Origin of the sequence: Pseudomonas sp. WS 5412 (assembly GCF_012985615.1) — a bacterium.
GTDB lineage: Bacteria > Pseudomonadota > Gammaproteobacteria > Pseudomonadales > Pseudomonadaceae > Aquipseudomonas > Aquipseudomonas shahriarae.
Window position 1 is genome coordinate 410,313 of the sequence record NZ_JAARMB010000002.1, and the last position, 18,920, is coordinate 429,232.

17 protein-coding genes are annotated in these 18,920 nt (G+C 59.2%); 14 read left to right on the forward strand and 3 right to left on the reverse strand.

The window, feature by feature from the left end; genetic code table 11:
* Window positions 1-186 precede the first annotated feature (186 nt).
* From aat to infA, 3 genes are all read left to right on the forward strand, one after another.
* Window positions 187-867: a leucyl/phenylalanyl-tRNA--protein transferase gene (aat, locus tag HBR94_RS04815; RefSeq protein ID WP_170044285.1), complete on the forward strand. Its 681-nt coding sequence runs from the start codon at window positions 187-189 to the stop codon at window positions 865-867.
* Window positions 868-922: 55 nt separating this feature from the next.
* Window positions 923-1,630 carry an arginyltransferase gene (locus HBR94_RS04820; protein WP_057441413.1) on the forward strand — a complete coding sequence of 236 codons (708 nt, stop codon included), beginning with the start codon at window positions 923-925 and terminating at the stop codon, window positions 1,628-1,630.
* A 100-nt stretch (window positions 1,631-1,730) separates the two neighbouring features.
* Window positions 1,731-1,949, forward strand: coding sequence for a translation initiation factor IF-1 (gene infA / locus HBR94_RS04825; RefSeq protein WP_002553999.1), 219 nt, complete (start codon window positions 1,731-1,733; stop codon window positions 1,947-1,949).
* A 211-nt stretch (window positions 1,950-2,160) separates the two neighbouring features.
* Here infA and clpA read toward each other — a convergent pair whose 3' ends face one another.
* On the reverse strand, window positions 2,161-4,431 hold the full coding sequence (gene clpA, locus HBR94_RS04830) for an ATP-dependent Clp protease ATP-binding subunit ClpA (protein ID WP_057445275.1): 2,271 nt from the start codon (window positions 4,429-4,431) through the stop codon (window positions 2,161-2,163).
* Between the two features lie 29 nt (window positions 4,432-4,460).
* Window positions 4,461-4,829 (reverse strand): ATP-dependent Clp protease adapter ClpS, encoded by a 369-nt coding sequence (clpS, locus tag HBR94_RS04835; protein WP_029293391.1) that lies wholly within the window; start codon window positions 4,827-4,829, stop codon window positions 4,461-4,463.
* 223 nt (window positions 4,830-5,052) lie between these two features.
* Here clpS and cspD point away from each other — a divergent pair, with 223 nt between their 5' ends.
* Entirely contained in the window at window positions 5,053-5,343 is a 291-nt protein-coding gene (gene cspD, locus HBR94_RS04840; RefSeq protein ID WP_169961319.1) for a cold shock domain-containing protein CspD, read from the forward strand.
* 79 nt (window positions 5,344-5,422) lie between these two features.
* Here cspD and icd read toward each other — a convergent pair whose 3' ends face one another.
* Window positions 5,423-6,679 carry an NADP-dependent isocitrate dehydrogenase gene (icd, locus tag HBR94_RS04845; RefSeq protein ID WP_057441442.1) on the reverse strand — a complete coding sequence of 419 codons (1,257 nt, stop codon included), beginning with the start codon at window positions 6,677-6,679 and terminating at the stop codon, window positions 5,423-5,425.
* Window positions 6,680-7,174: 495 nt separating this feature from the next.
* Between icd and HBR94_RS04850 the strand changes: the two genes are divergently transcribed.
* The 10 genes from HBR94_RS04850 (at window position 7,175) to HBR94_RS04895 (ending at window position 18,914) form a co-directional block, all read left to right on the forward strand.
* Window positions 7,175-9,400, forward strand: a complete 2,226-nt coding sequence (locus HBR94_RS04850) for an NADP-dependent isocitrate dehydrogenase (protein WP_170044286.1) — start codon at window positions 7,175-7,177, stop codon at window positions 9,398-9,400.
* 212 nt (window positions 9,401-9,612) lie between these two features.
* The gene (locus tag HBR94_RS04855) at window positions 9,613-10,059 is read left to right on the forward strand and encodes an NUDIX hydrolase (protein WP_170044287.1); all 447 of its coding nucleotides are present in this window, start codon (window positions 9,613-9,615) and stop codon (window positions 10,057-10,059) included.
* 59 nt (window positions 10,060-10,118) lie between these two features.
* A complete protein-coding gene (mnmA, locus tag HBR94_RS04860; protein ID WP_170044288.1) occupies window positions 10,119-11,243 on the forward strand; it encodes a tRNA 2-thiouridine(34) synthase MnmA in 1,125 nt (374 codons plus the stop codon).
* The gene (hflD, locus tag HBR94_RS04865; protein ID WP_005789104.1) at window positions 11,240-11,863 is read left to right on the forward strand and encodes a high frequency lysogenization protein HflD; all 624 of its coding nucleotides are present in this window, start codon (window positions 11,240-11,242) and stop codon (window positions 11,861-11,863) included. The genes mnmA and hflD overlap by 4 nt, the downstream gene beginning before the upstream one ends.
* A gap of 125 nt (window positions 11,864-11,988) precedes the next feature.
* The gene (purB, locus tag HBR94_RS04870) at window positions 11,989-13,359 is read left to right on the forward strand and encodes an adenylosuccinate lyase (RefSeq protein ID WP_038441746.1); all 1,371 of its coding nucleotides are present in this window, start codon (window positions 11,989-11,991) and stop codon (window positions 13,357-13,359) included.
* A gap of 84 nt (window positions 13,360-13,443) precedes the next feature.
* On the forward strand, window positions 13,444-14,613 hold the full coding sequence (locus HBR94_RS04875) for a cupin domain-containing protein (protein WP_120733467.1): 1,170 nt from the start codon (window positions 13,444-13,446) through the stop codon (window positions 14,611-14,613).
* Complete coding sequence (locus HBR94_RS04880) at window positions 14,606-15,028, forward strand: GNAT family N-acetyltransferase (RefSeq protein ID WP_057441403.1); 423 nt, start codon at window positions 14,606-14,608, stop codon at window positions 15,026-15,028. Before HBR94_RS04875 ends, HBR94_RS04880 begins: the two co-directional genes overlap by 8 nt.
* Window positions 15,029-15,268: 240 nt before the next feature.
* On the forward strand, window positions 15,269-15,994 hold the full coding sequence (locus HBR94_RS04885; protein WP_170044289.1) for a secretin N-terminal domain-containing protein: 726 nt from the start codon (window positions 15,269-15,271) through the stop codon (window positions 15,992-15,994).
* A gap of 509 nt (window positions 15,995-16,503) precedes the next feature.
* Entirely contained in the window at window positions 16,504-17,829 is a 1,326-nt protein-coding gene (aceA, locus tag HBR94_RS04890) for an isocitrate lyase (RefSeq protein WP_003219577.1), read from the forward strand.
* Between the two features lie 671 nt (window positions 17,830-18,500).
* Window positions 18,501-18,914, forward strand: coding sequence for an NADH-quinone oxidoreductase subunit A (locus tag HBR94_RS04895; RefSeq protein ID WP_003219575.1), 414 nt, complete (start codon window positions 18,501-18,503; stop codon window positions 18,912-18,914).
* Window positions 18,915-18,920: the final 6 nt, after the last annotated feature.

An 18,920-nucleotide genomic window follows, 5' to 3' on the forward strand; every position in this document is an offset into this window, starting at 1 on the left:
ACGGATGGCGACATGACGCGATTACGACCGCATCACCGCTATAGAGTTGCAGAAACACCCGCTCATGCATCAGGGTACGGATTACATGATCGGGCTGGCCGAGTGGCGCCGGCTCGACAATAATCACTGCTTAACGCGGCGGGCCCCGGCCTGTCACCGCCCTCCCCTTCTGTAAGCCTGAATACCATGCTCACCTGGTTGCAACGCAACACCTTGACGTTTCCACCGCTGGCCAAAGCCATGCGTGAACCCAACGGCCTGCTGGCTGCCGGTGGCGACCTGTCCGCCGACCGCCTGGTCCAGGCCTATCGCCACGGCTGCTTCCCCTGGTTCTCCGAAGGCCAGCCCATCCTGTGGTGGTCGCCAGACCCACGCACGGTGCTGTTCCCCGCCGAACTGCACGTGTCCCGCAGCCTCGCCAAGCTGCTGCGCCAGCAACGCTACGAGGTCACCTTCGACCAGGACTTCGCCGCTGTCATACAGGCCTGTGCTGCGCCACGCAGCTATGCAGACGGCACATGGATCACCGAAGCCATGCAGAACGCCTATCTGCAACTGCACCAACGGGGCTACGCCCATTCCGTTGAAGTCTGGGACCAGGGCGAACTGGTCGGCGGCCTGTATGGCCTGGCCATGGGCCAGTTGTTTTTTGGCGAGTCGATGTTCAGTCGCGCAGACAATGCCTCGAAATATGGCTTTGCCACGCTCGCCAGGCAATTGCAGGCCTGGGGTTTTGTGCTGATCGACTGCCAGATGCCCACCGATCACCTGCACAGCCTCGGCGCCCGCGCCATTCCCCGCAGCGACTTTGCCGGTTACCTGCGCGACCATCTTGATCAAGCCAGCAGTGGGCCGTGGGTTTCTTAGGCGACATGCGCGCACCTGGCTTACACTTATTTCAAAGCTTATCCGAGGGTTGATCATGACCGAGTTGGCGCGCTTGAAGTTTTATGCCACTCAACCCCACTCTTGCAGCTACCTGCCCGAAGAACAGGCCACTACGCTGTTCCTCGACCCCAGCCAGCCGATGGACGTGCATGTGTATGCCGACCTGTCAGAGATGGGCTTTCGGCGCAGTGGCGACCACCTGTACCGGCCACACTGCCAGAACTGCAACGCCTGTGTGCCGGCGCGTATCCCCGTGGCGCAATTTTTAGCCGACCGCAATCAAAAACGCATCCTCAAGCGCAATGCCGACCTGATCGTGACCCCCGCCAAGCCCGGCTTCAGCGAAGAGTACTTCGACCTGTACCAGCGCTATATCGAACAACGCCACGCCGACGGTGACATGTTCCCACCCAGTCGTGATCAGTTTTCCACGTTCCTGGTGCGCGACCTGCCGTTCTCGCGTTTTTACGAATTCCGCCTTGAGGGAAGGCTGCTGGCGGTCGCGGTCACCGACCTGCTGCCCAATGGCTTATCGGCGGTCTACACCTTTTACGAACCCGCCGAAGAGCGCCGCAGCCTCGGGCGCTTTGCGATTTTGTGGCAAATCAGTGAAGCCTCCCGGCAAAACCTGGACGCGGTGTACCTCGGATACTGGATAAAAAACTGCAAAAAGATGAATTACAAGACCCAATATCGGCCCATTGAGCTGCTAATTAATCAAAGATGGGTCACGCTTAACTAGAACCCCTTGGCTTAAACACCCTTTTTCGGGCACAATGCACGCCGCTTTTGCCTGGCGCAGTTGCACCGGGCCATTCACTGGATACCGAGGGCTTTACTGCATGTCGAAAGAAGACAGCTTCGAAATGGAAGGCACTGTCGTCGACACCCTGCCCAACACCATGTTTCGTGTGGAGTTGGAAAATGGGCACGTCGTAACCGCGCATATCTCCGGCAAGATGCGCAAGAACTACATTCGTATTCTTACCGGTGACAAAGTGCGCGTCGAGCTGACGCCCTATGACTTGAGCAAAGGGCGCATCACTTACCGCGCTCGCTAAACAAGTCAATACAAGACGCCCGGTTATGCCGGGCGTTTTTGTGCGCGCTATAAAATTAATGCGGGAACGGGCTTACTCGCGATAGCTGTGTGTCAGGCAATACATCTGGCACCGATACACCGCTATCGCGGGCAAGCCCGCTCCCACATTTTGATTGCAGCGCTTGAGAAATAGCAAAAAGGCGCCGAAGCGCCTTTTTGTTGTGTTGCGATCAGGCCATTTCAGCAGTGGTCTCGAAGTCGAAGGTCAGCTCGCCATCCTTCAAGTCGATATGCACCACGCCACCATGGTCGGAGAGCTCGCCGAACAGGATCTCTTCGGCCAATGGCCGCTTGATCTTGTCCTGGATCAGACGCGCCATTGGGCGGGCGCCCATTGCCGCGTCGTAGCCGCCCTCAGCGATCCAACTGCGTGCCGCCTCCGTCACCTCCAACTGCACGCGCTTGTCTTCCAGCTGCGCCTGAAGCTCGGTAAGGAACTTGTCCACCACGCTCTTGATCACCTCATGGCTGAGGCGACCAAACTGGATAATGGTGTCCAGGCGGTTGCGGAATTCCGGCGTGAAGCTCTTCTTGATCACTTCCATGGCGTCGGAAGAGTGATCCTGATGAGTAAAGCCAATGGAAGCCCGCGCGGCCGTCTCGGCACCGGCGTTGGTGGTCATGATCACGATCACGTTGCGGAAGTCCGCCTTGCGCCCGTTGTTGTCGGTCAGGGTCCCGTGGTCCATGACCTGCAGCAGCAGGTTGAAGACTTCCGGGTGGGCCTTTTCGATTTCATCGAGCAGCAGTACGCAGTGCGGCTGCTTGGTAATCGCCTCGGTCAACAGACCGCCCTGATCGAAGCCGACATAGCCCGGAGGCGCACCGATCAGGCGCGACACGGTGTGCCGCTCCATGTATTCGGACATGTCGAACCGCACCAGCTCAATGCCCATGGCCTTGGCCAACTGCCGCGCCGCTTCGGTCTTGCCGACGCCGGTAGGCCCGGCAAACAGGAACGAACCCACCGGCTTGTCCGGCGACTTGAGGCCAGCCCGGGACAGCTTGATCGCCGTCGACAGCGAGTCAATCGCTGCATCCTGGCCAAACACTGTCAACTTGAGGTCGCGCTCCAGGTTACGCAGCAGCTCTTTGTCGGAGCTGGTGACGTGTTTTGGCGGAATTCGCGCGATTTTCGCCACGATATCCTCGACCTGCGGCACTTCGATGCGCTTCACGCGCTTCTCTACCGGCTGCAGGCGCTGGTAGGCCCCGGCTTCGTCGATCACGTCGATGGCCTTGTCGGGCATATGCCGGTCATTGATGTAGCGCGAGGCCAGCTCGGCGGCTGCACGCAGCGCCTCATCACTGTACTCGATGCCGTGGTGCGCTTCGAAACGCCCTTTCAGGCCCCGCAGGATGCCAATAGTGTCTTCGACCGAAGGCTCGGACACGTCGACTTTCTGGAAACGACGCGCCAGGGCACGGTCTTTTTCGAAGATCCCGCGAAACTCCTGAAACGTGGTCGAACCGATGCAACGGATATCACCCGAAGACAGCAGCGGCTTGAGCAGGTTGGACGCATCCATCACCCCACCGGAAGCCGCACCGGCGCCAATGATGGTGTGGATTTCATCAATGAACAGGATCGCCTGCGGACGCTTTTTCAGCTCGCCAAGCAACGCCTTGAAACGCTTTTCAAAGTCGCCACGGTACTTGGTCCCAGCGAGCAGCGCGCCCAGGTCCAGGGAGTAGACAACGCTGTTGGCCAGCAGGTCAGGCACCTGATTATCAACAATGCGCTTGGCCAGGCCTTCGGCAATCGCGGTCTTGCCCACGCCCGCCTCGCCCACCAGCAAAGGGTTGTTCTTGCGACGACGCGCGAGGATCTGCGCAACACGCTCAACTTCCATCTCACGCCCCACCAGCGGATCAATCCGCCCCTGGCGCGCCAGTTCGTTGAGATTGCTGGCGTAGGCATCCAGCGGGTTGCTTGAAGAAGAAGACTCACCGCCCTCGTCGTCCTGCATATCCTGCTCACCCTCGGAATGATCGCCATGCCCTGGCACTTTCGAGATGCCATGGGCGATGTAGTTGACGACATCAATGCGCGCCACGCTCTGCTGCTTGAGCAGGAACACGGCCTGGCTTTCCTGTTCGCTGAAGATGGCAACCAAGACATTGGCGCCCGTCACTTCGCGCTTGCCGGAGCTCTGCACGTGGAAGACAGCACGCTGCAACACCCGCTGGAAGCCCAGGGTTGGCTGGGTCTCACGGTCCTCGTCATGCACGGGGATCAGTGGCGTGGTGGAGTCGATGAACTCCTGCAGGTCATGCTTGAGTTTGTCGAGGTTGGCGCCGCACGCACGCAGAACGGTGGCGGCAGCTTCGTTATCCAAAAGTGCCAGCAGCAGGTGTTCGACGGTCATGAATTCATGACGCTTCGAACGGGCCTCCTTGAAGGCAAGATTGAGGGTGACTTCGAGCTCGCGGTTTAACATAGCTTCACCTCATACCCAAGTGGTCGGAGTTAACCGTCCTTCTCGATTTCACAGAGTAGCGGATGCTGGCTTTCCCTGGCGTACTGGTTGACCTGCATGGCCTTGGTCTCGGCGATGTCGCGGGTAAACACTCCACATACTGCCCGTCCTTCTGTGTGAACGGCCAGCATTACCTTGGTCGCCAACTCGCGGTTCAGATTAAAAAACACCTCGAGTACTTCGACGACGAAATCCATCGGCGTGTAGTCATCATTGAACAAAACCACCTTGTACATCGGCGGCGCCTGTAAAGCAGGCTTGGCCTCTTGAACAGCGATGCCTGCAGAACCGTCATCGTCTTCTAGATGATCCGGGCGATCCTGATTGAATGTTAGTCGAATCTGGCTGAATGCATGCATGAAAGAAAGGTTCGTCTGTTGTGCATTTACAGTGATGGGGGCGACCTGTCAGAAATTCAACTCCGACCGACTGGTCACCTTGACTATCGGCAAAACGGTGTTACAACCAATAGAACCCACAGTGGGTAAAAAAGGTCCGCGCAGTCAACCTTATTTATTCGGGTTAGGACGGATAAACTGGATGATACTCCAGTGATGGAGTCTGGTGCAGAGGGATATGGGTATGTCTGGCGTCAAGATCAGTGGCAAGGTCAAATGGTTCAACAATGCCAAGGGCTACGGCTTCATTAACGAAGACGGCAAAGAGGATGATCTTTTTGCGCATTACTCGGCGATCACGATGGACGGATACAAGACCCTTAAAGCGGGTCAATTAGTGTCCTTTGAAATCGTCCAGGGACCCAAGGGCTTGCATGCTGTCGCCATCTGCGCAGCCGAGCCTGGAAAAACCAACGAAGACAGGCACGACAAGGCAGATAAATCCGCTCATTCGAAAAACAAACAAACGGCCTGATCCGCCACCGAGCAGATACCACGCATAAAAAAACGGCCATCCCGAGCAATCAGGATGGCCGTTTTTCATAGCCTTCGACTTACATATGCGAAATCAACGCATCGCCGAAGCCCGAGGACGACACCAGCTTGGCGCCGTCCATCAGGCGCTCGAAGTCATAGGTCACGGTCTTGGCCGAAATCGCCCCGTTGGTACCCTTGATGATCAAATCGGCCGCCTCGGTCCAGCCCATATGGCGCAGCATCATTTCCGCCGACAGAATCAGCGAGCCCGGGTTGACCTGGTCCTTGCCCGCGTATTTAGGCGCAGTACCGTGGGTGGCTTCAAACATCGCCACGGTGTCGGACAGGTTGGCACCCGGTGCAATACCGATACCGCCCACTTCTGCCGCCAGGGCATCGGAGAGGTAGTCACCATTGAGGTTCAGGGTGGCGATCACGTCATATTCGGCCGGGCGCAGCAGGATCTGCTGGAGCATGGCGTCGGCAATCGCATCCTTGACCACCACATTGCGGCCGGTGCGCGGGTTCTTGAACTGCATCCACGGCCCGCCATCGAGCAGGGTCGCGCCGAACTCTTCGGCCGCCACTTCGTAGGCCCACTCCTTGAAGGCACCTTCGGTGAACTTCATGATGTTGCCTTTGTGCACGATGGTCAGCGACTCACGGTCGTTATCCACTACATATTGCAGGGCCTTGCGCGCCAGGCGCTTGGTGCCCTCTTTGGAAACCGGCTTGATGCCAATCCCGCAATCCTGGTCGAAACGGATCTTGGTGACACCCATTTCCTCTTTGAGGAACTTGATGACCTTGGTTGCTTCGGGCGAACCGGCCTTCCACTCGATACCGGCGTAAATATCTTCGGAGTTCTCACGGAAGATAGTCATGTCCACATCGCCGGGCTTCTTGACCGGGCTTGGCACACCTTCGAACCAACGCACCGGACGCAGGCAGACATACAGGTCCAGCTGCTGGCGCAGGGCAACGTTCAGCGAGCGGATACCGCCACCGACCGGCGTGGTCAGCGGGCCCTTGATGGAAACCACGTAGTCCTTGACCGCGTCCAGAGTTTCCTGGGGCAGCCAGGTGTCCTGGTCGTAAACTTGAGTCGCCTTCTCGCCGGCATACACCTCCATCCAGGAGATTTTGCGCTTGCCGCCGTAAGCCTTGTTAACAGCTGCATCGACCACCTTGATCATCACCGGGCTGATGTCGACGCCAATACCGTCACCTTCGATGAAGGGAATGATCGGGTTGTCAGGAACATTGAGAGAATGGTCTGCGTTGACGGTGATTTTGTCGCCGACTGCCGGAACCTGAATCTTCTTGTATCCCATGCTGAACTCCGTTTGTGGATTGAACATCTGGCTGTGCCCGAGCCTACTCCAGTTGAATGTGGACTGGAACCTTGCGCCCGGTACATTTGCTGCGAAAACGGTAGATTTAGTCGCCTACAACCTTGAAACAAAAGGGAAAAACGCCAAACTTGAGCACTGCGTGCGACTTTAGGCGCAATCCGGTCCATGCGACCTTTAGACCAATGGACGATCCACCTTTTGTATGAAGGCTCGGCGTAAGCATAGCGACCTATGTATAATGCCGCCGCTGACCAAAGAGTCACGACGGCCGACCGCTCTATATCGAGCACCTGCGCCTGAAAAAGCCGGGCTGCCACCGTAGCCCACCCGCTTGACGCTCGACTGATGCAACCCAACATCACCGCGAAGAAACATCGACATTCGGCTCATGGATGACTTTGAACGAACGCGCTTTACCCGGCGCATCTCGAGTTTCCGCGCACGCTTTTAGCAAAGAAGAGAGTTAATCCGAATATGCCCACCCGCTCGAAGATCATCTATACCTTCACCGACGAAGCCCCAGCCCTCGCCACCTATTCACTGCTGCCTATCGTAGAGGCCTTCACCGCTTCCGCTGATATTGAAGTGGAAACCCGCGATATCTCCCTCGCAGGGCGCATCCTCGCAAGCTTCCCCGAGCAACTGGGCACCAAGGCCGTTGCGGACCACCTCGCCGAACTGGGCGCCCTGGCCGTGACCCCCGAAGCCAATATCATCAAGCTGCCTAACATCAGTGCCTCGACCCCGCAGCTGCAAGCCGCGATCAAGGAACTGCAGGCCCAGGGCTACGCCCTGCCGGACTACCCGGAAACCGTAACCACCGACGCGGAAAAAGAAACCCGTGCACGTTACGACAAGGTCAAGGGCAGCGCCGTAAACCCGGTCCTGCGCGAAGGCAACTCCGACCGCCGCGCCCCACTGTCGGTCAAGAACTATGCGCGCAAGCACCCGCACAAAATGGGTGCCTGGGCTGCTGACTCCAAGTCCCACGTCGCTCACATGAGCAACGGCGACTTCTACGGCAGCGAAAAAGCCGTACAGATCGAAGCCGCCGATGCGGTCAAGATCGAACTGGTCGGCAAGGATGGCAGCACCACCGTTCTGAAAGAAAAGACCACCGCACTGGCCGGCGAGATCCTCGACAGCGCCGTGCTGAGCAAGAACGCCCTGCGCAGCTTCATCGCCGCCGAAATCGAAGACGCCAAGAAACAAGGCGTGCTGCTGTCGGTTCACCTGAAAGCCACCATGATGAAGGTCTCCGACCCGATCATGTTCGGCCAGATCGTTGCCGAGTTCTATAAAGACGCCCTGGCCAAGCACGCTACCGTGCTGGAACAGATCGGCTTCAACCTGAACAACGGCATCGGCGACCTGTACGCTCGCATCAAGGCCCTGCCGGCCGACCAGCAAGCGCAGATCGAAGCCGACATCCAGGCGGTCTACGCCGCTCGCCCTTCCCTGGCGATGGTCAACTCCGACAAAGGCATCACCAACCTGCACGTGCCGAGCGACGTGATCGTCGACGCCTCGATGCCAGCCATGATCCGTGACTCCGGCAAAATGTGGGGCACCGACGGCCAGCTGCACGACACCAAGGCCGTGATCCCGGATCGCTGCTACGCCACCATCTACCAGGCGGTCATCGAAGACTGCAAGGCTAATGGCGCCTTCGACCCAACCACCATGGGCAGCGTGCCAAACGTTGGCCTGATGGCGAAGAAAGCCGAAGAGTACGGTTCCCACGACAAGACTTTCCAGATCAAGGCTGACGGCGTAGTCCGCGTCACCGACAGCAAGGGCAAGCTGCTGATGGAACAGTCGGTTGAAGCCGGCGATATCTTCCGCATGTGCCAGACCAAAGACGCGCCGATCCAGGACTGGGTCAAACTGGCCGTCAACCGCGCCCGCGCCAGCAACACGCCAGCGATTTTCTGGCTGGACCCGCTGCGCGCCCACGACGGCGTCGTGGTGGAGAAGGTTCAGGCCTACCTGAAAGACCACAACACCGAAGGCCTGGACATCCGCATCATGTCGCCGGTCGACGCGATGAAGTTCACCCTGGAACGCACCCGCAAGGGCCTGGACACCATCTCGGTGACCGGCAACGTACTGCGCGACTACCTGACTGACCTGTTCCCGATCATGGAACTGGGCACCAGCGCCAAGATGCTGTCGATCGTGCCGCTGATGAACGGTGGTGGCCTGTTCGAAACCGGCGCTGGCGGTTCGGCTCCAAAACACGTGCAGCAACTGCTGGAAGAAAACTTCCTGCGCTGGGACTCCCTGGGCGAGTTCCTGGCCCTGGCAGCCTCCCTTGAGCATTTGGGTGTGAACTACAACAACCCGAAAGCCCTGGTACTGTCCAAGACCCTGGACCAGGCCACCGGCCAGTTCCTCGACAACAACAAGTCGCCATCGCGCAAAGTCGGCAACATCGACAACCGCGGCAGCCACTTCTACCTGGCGCTGTACTGGGCACAAGCCCTGGCCGCCCAGACTGAAGATACCGCGCTGCAGGCGCAGTTCGCTCAACTGGCAAAAACCCTGGCCGAGAACGAGGCAACCATCGTTGCCGAACTCAACGCCGTGCAGGGCAAGCCAGTGGACATCGGCGGCTACTACGCGCCGAATCCTGAGCTGACCAGCAAGGCTATGCGTCCGAGCGCTACCCTCAATGCGGCGATTGCTGCATTGAAGTAATGCTGTAGGGCGACATCACAAACCCCGGCCATGTGCCGGGGTTTCTCTTTGTGTCCAACACCGCTTTAATGAAAAAACCCGAGCAAATGTGGGAGCTGGCTTGCCTGCGATAGCAGTCTGCCAGTCGGTACAGATGTAGCCGAGCCACCGCCATCGCAGGCAAGCCAGCTCCCACACTGATTAGGCCCAACCCCACCGAATTCGAGGCCGCTATGACCTGGCAACCCCACATCACCGTCGCCACCATCGTCGAAGACAATGGCCGATTCCTCATGGTCGAAGAGCTCAAGGGCGGCCGCGCCGTGCTCAACCAGCCTGCCGGCCATCTCGACCCGCACGAAACCCTGACCGAAGCCGCCGTGCGCGAAACCCTCGAGGAAACCGGCTGGGACGTCGAAGCCACCGGCATCGTCGGTATCTATCTGTACACCGCTCCCAGCAATGGCGTGACCTACCAGCGCGTGTGCTTTATCGCCAAGGCCTTGCAACACCACCCGGACTATCAACTGGACGACTGCATCGTGCGCGCCCGCTGGCTGACCCGTGATGAGTTGATGGCCTTGCGCGATGACTGGCGCAGCGAGCTGATCATGCGTTGTATTGACGATTATCTGGCCGGCCACTGCCACAGTCTCGAATTGATCCGTCCTTCTCTTTAGCCTTGCGGGCTCGGGCCTGCTAGAATCGCGTCCTTTTTAAAGACACCCGTTGAAATCCTATGCGTGATCCAGCCCCTTCTGACACACAAAAGAAGCGCGTCATCGTCGGTATGTCCGGCGGCGTGGATTCTTCCGTTTCCGCCGTTCTGCTCATGGAGCAGGGTTATGAGGTGGAAGGCCTGTTCATGAAGAACTGGGAAGAAGACGATGGAACGGAATACTGCACCGCCATGGACGACCTGGCGGACGCCCAGGCCGTGTGCGACAAGATTGGCATCAAGCTGCACACCGCCAACTTCGCCGCCGAGTACTGGGACAATGTGTTCGAGCACTTCCTGGCCGAATACAAGGCCGGTCGCACGCCGAACCCGGACATCCTGTGCAACCGCGAAATCAAGTTCAAGGCGTTCCTCGACTACGCCATGATCCTCGGCGCCGACCTGATTGCCACTGGCCACTATGTGCGCCGTCACGATGTTGATGGCCGCACCGAATTGCTCAAGGGCCTGGACCCGAACAAGGACCAGAGCTACTTCCTGCACGCCGTCGGCGGTGAACAGATCGCCAAGACCCTGTTCCCGGTGGGCGAACTGGAAAAGCCCGAAGTGCGCAAGATTGCCGAGAAACACGGCCTGGCCACCGCCAAGAAGAAGGATTCCACCGGGATCTGCTTTATCGGCGAACGCCGCTTCAGTGACTTCCTCAAGCAGTACCTGCCGGCGCAACCGGGCGAGATCAAGACCACCGAAGGCGAAGTCATCGGCCGTCACCACGGCCTGATGTACCACACCATCGGCCAGCGCCAGGGCCTGGGTATTGGCGGCTTGAAGGACGCCGGTGAAGAGCCGTGGTACGTGCTGGTGAAGGATCTGCAACATAACGTGCTGATCGTCGGCCAGGGCAACGAGCATCCCCTGCTGTTCTCCGGCGCGCTGCTGGCCTCGGAGATCTATTGGGTCAACCCGATCGACCTGAGCGCTCCGCGCCGCCTGACCGCCAAGGTGCGCTATCGCCAGAGCGACCAGCCCTGCACCCTGGAAAAAACCGCCAATGGCTACCGTGCCACCTTCGATGACCCGCAACGTGCGGTCACGCCCGGCCAGTCCGTGGTGTTCTACGACGGTGAGATCTGCCTGGGGGGCGGCGTGATTGAAGTCGCCGAACCCTGGAGCACCCCGGCATGAGCCCGACCCAGGAGCAATTGACGGCATTGGGCGGCGTGTTTCTCGCCGCAGTGCTGGTGGACAAGATCGCCAAGACCGGCCAGGTCACCGAAGCCGGCCTGACCTGCATGCTCGGCAGCCTGCTGGTGGTCGACCCGAAGGACACCCTGGATGTGTACGGCGGCGACGACCTGAGCCTGCGTGAAGGTTATCGGGCGCTGATCGGCGCCCTCGAGCGCGACCCCAGCACCCTGCAACGTGAGCCGCTGCGCTATGCCTTGTCGATGCTAGGCCTTGAGCGGCAACTGGCCAAGCGCGACGACCTGCTGGAAACCATCGGCAAGCGCCTGCCGCAGATCCAGTCCCAGGTCGAGCACTTCGGCCCGGCCCACGAGAACGTGATCGCCGCCTGTGGCGCTTTGTACCAGGACACCTTGAGCACCTTGCGCCAGCGGATCCAGGTCCACGGCGACATGCGCAACCTGCAACAGCCCAACAACGCCTCGAAAATCCGCGCCCTGCTGCTGGCCGGTATCCGTTCGGCGCGGTTGTGGCGGCAGTTGGGCGGTCATCGTTGGCAGTTGGTCATCAGCCGTCGCAAATTGCTCAAAGAGCTTTACCCGTTGATGCGCAACGAATAAGTCGCAGCCACGGGCTATTTTCAAGCCGTTACGCGTAATACGCCGGTCAGTTGGCAACGGACCGGCGGATTTTTTCATGTATGATACGCGCCCCATTTCGTTGCCCGACTGTCCGAGAACACCCCATGCAGCTCTCTTCGCTCACTGCGGTTTCCCCTGTTGACGGCCGCTACGCCGGCAAAACCCAGGCCCTGCGCCCTATTTTCAGCGAATACGGCCTGATCCGTGCTCGTGTACTGGTTGAAGTGCGCTGGCTCCAGCGCCTGGCCGCTCACCCCGCCATCAGCGAAGTGCCGGCGTTTTCTGCGCAAGCCAACGCGGTACTCAACACCCTGGCGGAAAACTTCTCCCTGGAGCACGCCGAGCGTGTGAAAGAGATCGAGCGCACCACCAATCACGACGTCAAAGCCATCGAGTACCTGCTCAAAGAACAAGCGGCCAAGCTGCCGGAACTGGCCCAGGTCAGCGAGTTCATCCACTTTGCCTGCACCAGCGAGGACATCAACAACCTGTCCCACGCCCTGATGCTGCGCGAAGGCCGTGATGACGTGATGCTGCCACTGATGCGCCAGACCGCCAACGCCATCCGCGAACTGGCCATCCGCTTCGCCGACGTGCCGATGCTGTCGCGCACCCACGGCCAGCCGGCCTCGCCGACCACCCTGGGTAAAGAACTGGCCAACGTGGTGTACCGCCTGGAGCGCCAGATCGCGCAAGTGGCTGCCGTGCCATTGCTGGGCAAGATCAACGGCGCCGTAGGCAACTACAACGCCCACCTGTCGGCCTACCCTGAGATCGACTGGGAAGCCAACGCCCGCGCCTTCATCGAAGACGAGCTGGGCCTGGGCTTCAACCCGTACACCACGCAGATCGAACCCCACGACTACATCGCCGAGCTGTTCGACGCCATTGCGCGCTTCAACACCATCCTGATCGACTTCGATCGCGATATCTGGGGCTACATCTCCCTGGGCTACTTCAAGCAGCGCACCATCGCAGGCGAAATCGGCTCGTCGACCATGCCGCACAAGGTCAACCCGATCGACTTCGAAAACTCCGAAGGCAACCTGGGCATCGCCAACGCCTTGTTCCAGCACCTCGCCAGCAAGTTGCCGATCTCCCGCTGGCAGCGCGACCTGACCGACTCCACCGTATTGCGCAACCTCGGCGTGGGCTTTGCCCATAGCGTGATCGCGTACGAAGCCAGCCTCAAAGGCATCAGCAAGCTGGAGCTCAACGCGCAGAAAATCGCCGCTGACCTGGACGCCTGCTGGGAAGTCCTGGCCGAGCCGATCCAGACCGTAATGCGCCGCTACAACATCGAAAACCCGTACGAGAAGCTGAAAGAGTTGACACGCGGCAAGGGCATCAGCCCTGAAGCACTGCAAACTTTCATCGACGGCCTGGACATGCCAGCTGCGGCCAAGGCCGAGCTGAAACTGCTGACCCCGGCCAACTACATCGGCAACGCTGTAGACCAAGCCAAACGCATCTGATTGCGGCTTGACCCCTTAAGACGCCCGGCAGCGCCGGGCGTTTTTATTCCCGTCTGAAAAGTGCTTTTTTTCAATAGGTTACACATGAATCCTGATATTCCTCTTCAACTTCTGGGCGGCATCACGGCAAGGGAATTCCTGCGCGACTACTGGCAGAAAAAACCACTGCTGATCCGCCAGGCCATCCCTGATTTCGAAAGCCCGATCGACGCCGACGAACTGGCCGGCCTGGCGCTGGAAGAAGAAGTCGAGTCGCGCCTGGTGATCGAGCACGGCGAGCGCCCGTGGGAGCTGCGTCGCGGCCCATTTGCCGAAGATGCCTTCAGCACCCTGCCCGAGCGCGAGTGGACCCTGCTGGTGCAGGCGGTCGACCAGTTCGTACCGGAAGTGGCCGAGCTGCTGGAGCAGTTCCGCTTCCTGCCAAGCTGGCGCATCGACGACGTGATGATCAGCTTTGCCGCCCCTGGTGGCAGCGTAGGCCCGCACTTCGATAACTACGATGTGTTCCTGCTGCAGGCCCATGGCAAGCGCAACTGGAAGATCGGCCAGATGTGCAACTCGGAGAGCCCGCTGCTGCAACACGCCGACCTGCGTATCCTCGCCGAATTCGAAGAGAGCGCCGAATGGGTGCTGGAGCCTGGCGACATGCTCTACCTGCCGCCGCGCCTGGCGCACTTCGGCATCGCCGAAGATGACTGCATGACCTACTCGGTCGGCTTCCGTGCACCGAGCGCCGCCGAAGTGCTGACCCACTTCACCGACTTCCTCAGCCAGTACCTGACGGATGAAGAGCGCTACACCGACGCCGACGTCCAGCCCGTCAGTGACCCGCACCAGATCCAGAGCGACGCCCTCGACCGCCTGAAAAGCCTGCTGGCCGAGCACATGAGCGACGAGCGCATGCTGCTGACCTGGTTCGGCCAATTCATGACCGAGCCGCGCTACCCGGAACTGGTCGCCGGCCCCGAAGAGCTGGCGCAGGATGAAGTAATCAGCAGCCTGGAAGACGGTGCAGTCCTGATCCGCAACCCAAGCGCGCGCCTGGCCTGGTCGGAAGTGGACGACGATGTATTGCTGTTCGCCAGCGGCCAGAGCCGTTACCTGCCGGGCAAACTGCGCGAGCTGTTGAAGTTGATCTGTGCGGCCGACGCCCTGCACGTCGACAACCTGGGCCCGTGGCTGATTGATGAAGATGGCCGCGACCTGCTGTGCGAACTGGTCAAGCAAGGAAGCCTGGGGTTTGCCGATGAATAAAATTCACGTAAGTGTCGCGGACTGGCAAAAGGATATCGCCGAGATTCGGCGCATTCGTGAAGCGGTATTTATCGCTGAACAATCGGTTCCACCTGAGCTGGAATGGGACGCAGACGACGCCGGGGCCATGCATTTCCTCGCGTTCGAAGGCGACTTCCCCATTGGCACGGCGCGCCTGCTGCCCAGCGGCGAGATCGGTCGCGTATCGGTCCTCAAGGACTGGCGCGGGCTGAAGGTCGGCGACAAACTGATGGAAGCGGTGATTGGCGAGGCCGAGAAACGCGGCCAGAGCCGGCAGTTCCTCAGCGCACAGGTGTATGCCGCGCCGTTCTATGAGCGGTTGGGGTTCAAGATCGTCAGCGGGGAATTCCTGGAAGTCGGGATTCCCCATGTTGATATGGAGCGCGAGGGCTGACTTTAGACCCAGTCGCTCCCTTCGCGAGCAAGCCCGCTCCCACACTTGATCGAGCTCGACCCCTGAAATGCGGTCAACAGTGGGAGCGGGCTTGCTCGCGAAGGCGTCATTAGCAGCCCCCCAAAAAGGCCCTGCCATCCACCGATGCCAGGGCCTTTTGCCGTCTACGATTTAACTTGCGCCCCGCCGGGCCGATAAACTGGCACCATCAAGCCCAAATGACTTGCAGAGATAACGGACATGTCCCTACGCACCCTAGTCGCCAGCCTGCTCATGACCGTCAGCTTTTCGACAATGGCAGCCACCGAAGTCGTACCCTTGAACAACCGCACCAGCGCCGACCTGTTACCCGTGGCGCAGAATTTCATTGGCAAGGACGGCACTGTCAGCGCCTACGGCAATCAGTTGATCGTCAATGCCGAGCCCGACAGGATCCAGGCCCTGCGCGCCCTGCTCGCACAACTGGATACACCCTCCAAACGCTTGCTGATCACCGTCGACACCAACGAAAACAATCAGCAGGCCAACCGCCAGGTCATCACCTACAGCACCGAAAGCCGTGACGGCGGGATCCAGCAGATCCAGGCCAGCGAAGGCGTGCCCGCACTGATCCAGGTCGGCCAGAGCGTGCCACTGACCACCACCCAGCCCGATGCCTATGGCCGCCCGCAAAACCAGACCCAGTACCGCAACGTCACCCAGGGCTTCTATGTCACCGCCAGCGTCACCGGCGAGACCGTGCACCTGAGCATCAGCACCAATCGTGACCGCATGAGCCAGGAGCGTCCCGATGTAGTGAACGTGCAAAGTACCGACACAACCGTCAGCGGGCGCCTGGGTGAGTGGATCACCCTGGCCGGCATCAATCGCCAGACCCAGGCCGACAAACAGGGCGCGACCCGCACCTACTCGACCCAGGGCCGGGATGACCTGACAGTGCGGGTCAAAGTCGACACCTTGAACTGAAGCACCAAAAACTGACTGATTAGTCGTATTAGACCAAAGATGTAGTGCCATAAAAAAAGCACTACAAAACATTTGACGATCCAAAAAAGCATGGGCATGATGGCCTCGCTCCCGCTAATCAGGGGCCCTGGCAAGGGCCTTCGGATCGTCGCTCCAAGTTACCCACCTGAGCCGATTCGTGTCTGTACCGCCCACAAGGCGTGTTTGACGAGGTTGCGACTGGAACGAAGTTGTCCCGAGGGACGGAAGCTAACCAGGTAACCCGGCAACACACTGTTGGATCGTACAAAGGCCCACGACGCCCGAAGACTGTTCTCGGTTCGCCTCTACCTGCTCACTTTCTCCCTTGAGCCTATCGTTCATCCCGTCGCCTTCCCCGCCAAGCCCAACTTGACCGCCTAAGCTTCTGGTCAGCGAGCAGCCATAACCACGTACTGAATGCGTGGCTGGCAAAACGGAATTTTCAACCCAGTAGTTTTTCCACAAAAGACGCGACGAGGTTTTTCCCCATGGCACTGACACGCGAACAGCAAATTGCAGCCCTTGAAAAAGACTGGGCTGAAAACCCACGCTGGAAAGGCGTGACTCGCGCTTACTCCGCTGCTGACGTCGTCCGCCTGCGCGGCTCGGTTCAACCTGAGCACACCTTTGCAAAACTGGGCGCCGAGAAGCTGTGGAAGCTGGTTACCCAGGGCGCCAAGCCGTCCTTCCGCCCCGAGAAAGATTTCGTCAACTGCATGGGCGCCCTGACCGGCGGCCAGGCTGTGCAACAAGTCAAGGCCGGTATCCAGGCGATCTACCTGTCCGGCTGGCAAGTGGCTGCGGACAACAACTCCGCCGAGTCCATGTACCCTGACCAATCGCTGTACCCGGTGGACTCCGTGCCGACCGTGGTCAAGCGCATCAACAACTCGTTCCGCCGCGCCGACCAGATCCAGTGGAAAGCCGGTAAAGGTCCGGGCGACGAAGGCTACATCGACTACTTCGCGCCAATCGTGGCTGACGCCGAAGCCGGTTTCGGTGGCGTACTGAACGCCTACGAGCTGATGAAAAGCATGATCGAAGCAGGCGCCGCCGGCGTGCACTTCGAAGACCAACTGGCTTCCGTGAAAAAATGCGGCCACATGGGCGGCAAGGTACTGGTTCCGACCCAGGAAGCCGTACAGAAGCTGACCGCTGCCCGTCTGGCAGCTGACGTTGCCGGCACGCCGACCATCATCCTGGCCCGTACCGACGCCAACGCTGCTGACCTGCTGACTTCGGACTGCGACCCGTACGACCAGCCGTTCGTGACTGGCGAGCGCACCCAGGAAGGTTTCTACAAGGTACGCGCTGGCCTGGATCAAGCAATTGCCCGCGGCCTGGCCTACGCACCGTACGCCGACCTGATCTGGTGCGAAACCGCCAAGCCAGACCTGGACGAAGCCCGTCGCTTCGCCGAGGCGATCAAGAAGGAATACCCGGACCAACTGCTGTCCTACAACTGCTCGCCTTCTTTCAACTGGAAGAAGAACCTGGACGACGCGACCATCGCCAAGTTCCAGCGCGAACTGTCCGCCATGGGCTACAAGCACCAGTTCATCACCCTGGCCGGCATTCACAACATGTGGCACAGCATGTTCAACCTGGCGCACGACTACGCCCGCAACGACATGACTGCCTACGTGAAGCTGCAAGAGCAGGAATTCGCTGACGCCGCCAAAGGCTACACCTTCGTGGCGCACCAGCAGGAAGTGGGCACCGGCTACTTCGACGACATGACCACCGTGATCCAGGGCGGCACCTCGTCCGTGACCGCGCTGACCGGCTCGACCGAAGAAGAACAGTTTCACTAAGTGACCTGAGTACACGGCCATTGCGGGCCCGATAGAAAGCTAACCGCAGTGCCGCACGATCTGACGCCCCGACTGGTTCGGGGCGTTTTTTTGCCTGGGCGAAAGGTAACTGCCCCCCCTCCCGAAACCCAATGTGGGAGCTGGCCTGCCTGCGGTAGCGGCGTTTCAGCCACCCATTTGCCTAATGCCCCACCGCCATCGCGGCGATGCGGCGATCCGAAAAGCCCGACTCCCACAGAAACCGAGTCAAAACGACTTTTTGAGCAAAACCTTGATCCAGAGCGGTATTGGCTTAGGAAAAATCAGTTAAAAGTTGCGCGCTGGCAACTTGCGCCATACGGGCAAGTAACAACAACTTTCCCCGCGACGCACTCAACACCCGCTTAAAACTCTCGCAAACAATATTCATTATCATTTAGAGCAATAAAACTTCGTTACATCCTAAACAAAACACAATTGATTAAAATCAAGCTAATGCCCGCAGCGTCTGGGCTACAGCCCCACAAAGGTGCACTATGTCCTTATTTCAGCGAATAATTTAGCCACAGGAATTTTACTTGCTAGGTGTTTAGCCATAAAATCACCGCGATTGATTGCGCTGCGACATATCGTCACTGCGTCGTTACTTTTTCGAGCTCAGAGACCTTTGCTCTCTGTTAAGGATTTCCAGCATGACCGAAGCGACAGGACTCATGGCCCACAACTGGGGCTTTGCCATTTTCCTCCTCGGTGTTGTCGGCCTCTGCGCCTTCATGCTCGGTGTTTCCAGCCTCCTCGGGTCAAAAGCCTGGGGCCGCAGCAAAAACGAACCGTTCGAGTCCGGCATGCTACCTACAGGTGGCGCCCGCTTGCGGCTCTCAGCCAAATTCTATCTGGTCGCGATGCTGTTCGTGATCTTCGATATCGAAGCCCTCTTTCTCTTTGCCTGGTCTGTGTCCGTCCGCGAAAGCGGCTGGACCGGATTCGTCGAAGCTCTCGTTTTCATAGCAATTCTGTTGGCAGGTCTTGTCTACCTGTTCCGAGTGGGCGCCCTTGACTGGGCTCCGGAAGCTCGTCGCAAGCGGCAAGCGAAGCTGAAACAATGAGGCTTT